The sequence below is a fragment of the Mesorhizobium sp. M0923 genome (genome assembly GCF_040319365.1).
Taxonomy (GTDB): Bacteria; Pseudomonadota; Alphaproteobacteria; order Rhizobiales; family Rhizobiaceae; genus Mesorhizobium.
This window is the reverse complement of record NZ_JAMYNW010000054.1, coordinates 1-1704: the sequence shown is the minus strand read 5'-3', so window position 1 is coordinate 1704 and position 1704 is coordinate 1. Positions and strand designations below refer to the sequence as shown.

General features: G+C 61.6%; 1 protein-coding gene and 2 pseudogenes. 2 read left to right on the top strand and 1 reads right to left on the bottom strand.

The genetic code is table 11. The annotated features are described in order from the left end of the window. Nucleotides 1-142, top strand: a 142-nt coding sequence (locus NKH89_RS35575) for a transposase domain-containing protein (RefSeq protein ID WP_352912022.1), incomplete at its 5' end; no start/stop codon positions are given. A gap of 60 nt (nucleotides 143-202) precedes the next feature. Here NKH89_RS35575 and NKH89_RS35570 read toward each other — a convergent pair. Next, nucleotides 203-794 (bottom strand): annotated as a pseudogene (locus NKH89_RS35570) (IS66 family transposase); the annotation flags it as partial. Nucleotides 795-816: 22 nt separating this feature from the next. Here NKH89_RS35570 and NKH89_RS35565 point away from each other — a divergent pair. Then, nucleotides 817-1704, top strand: a pseudogene (locus NKH89_RS35565) (IS1380 family transposase); the annotation flags it as partial.

Genomic DNA, 1704 nt, shown 5'->3' with positions numbered 1-1704 from the left:
CACCATCGCCACCCTGCTGACCACCGCCAAGATGAATCAGGTCGATCCGCACGCCTGGCTCACCCTGACCCTCGAGCGCATTGCCAATGGCTGGCCAAACAGCAATATCGACGCCCTCATGCCATGGAATTACCAGCGCTGAACGGCCTCAGCTGCCCGCTTACAAGGCTTGGAGCGTTGGAAGCGTTGTTCCGGAAGCTGTTTATGCGGCCGCCGCAATAGCGGTCCCTTTATGTGCCTTCGATTGCCAAGGCAGTAGTTCGTGCAGGCGGGAGACGGGAACATCGGCGATGCGGGCGAATACATCGGCGAGCCACGCCTTTGGGTCGACGTCGTTGAGACGGCGTGATGAAGGTGAGCATGATGGCGGCGCGATCGGCCCCACGCTGGGAACCGGCGAAGGTCCAGTTGCGGCGACCGAGTGTAATTCCTCTCAGCGCGCGTTCTGCCGCGGTGTTCGTGAGACAGATTCGTCCAGGAACCGGCAAAACCATCCCAGCGCTTCAGCATATAGTCGATCGGCTCGATCATCTCTGAGGATCTGCTGAGCGTATCACGCTCCCGTTTCAGCCACTCATGCATGTCATCGAACAGCGGCTTGCTCTTTTCCTGCCTTGCAGCCAGTCGTTCTTCGGCGCTTAATCCCTTGATCTGCCGCTCGATCTCGAACAGCGCGTCGAAGCCTCCAGGGCGATCGGCGATATCGGCTTGCCTTTCCGTTTGCGGTCACCGGCACTTTTCTGGATATCGGCCAGTTCAAAAGATTTGCGCCGCGCATGCGCATGGCAAAAGGCATGTCAAACGAATCCAGGAAGTGGCGTTCTGGCTCTAGCAGAGGTGGAGAAACGACTGCGGGTGGCCGACCGTCTGGCGCGCTGCATCGATGATCCACGCAGCCCGGACCAGGTCATCCACAACTTTGCAGATATGATCGGCTTCCGCATGAAGATGATCGCCGCCGGTTACGAGGATGGCAACGACGCCAACCGGCTGCGTTCCGACCCGGTCTTCAAGATGGCCCAGGATGCGCCCCCTTCGGGTCGGGATCTGGCGTCGCAATCGACGATGTGTCGGCTGGAGAACCTACCGATGTGCGCTCGCTGCTCGCCATGGGCCGGACGATGCTCGACCTCTACTGCGCCTCCTTCCGGCAGATTCCGAAGCGGATCGTGCTCGACATCGACGACACGTTTGACGCCGTGCACGGCAACCAGCAGCTCCGCCCCTTCAATGCCCATCACGACGAGTACGGCTTCCAGCCGATCGTTGTGTTCGATGGCGACGGCCGGTTCGTGGCTGCTGTCCTGCGACCGGCCAAGCGGCCAAGTGGGGCTGAGATCCGCGCTCACCTGCGCCGCCTCGTGCGGGCGATCCGGAGCAACTGGCCGAACATCCGGATCCTGATCCGGGCCGACGGTCACTATTGCAGCCCGCAGATCATCGACTGGTGCCGCGCCAACGATGTCGACTTCATCCTCGGCGTACCGCCCACCACGACCCTGCGCAAGCATGTCGCGGACCTGGAAGCCCGCACGACGGCACGCTTTGAAGCGTCACCGAAGACGAACAAGGTCCGCAGGTTCAAGGAGTTCTTGGATGGGGCCGCTAGTTGGAGCCGCGTCGGGCGCATCATCGCGCGGGTCGAGGTCGGTGCCCAAGGTACTAACACCAGCTTCATCGTCACCAATCTGGCCGGTGGCAAGG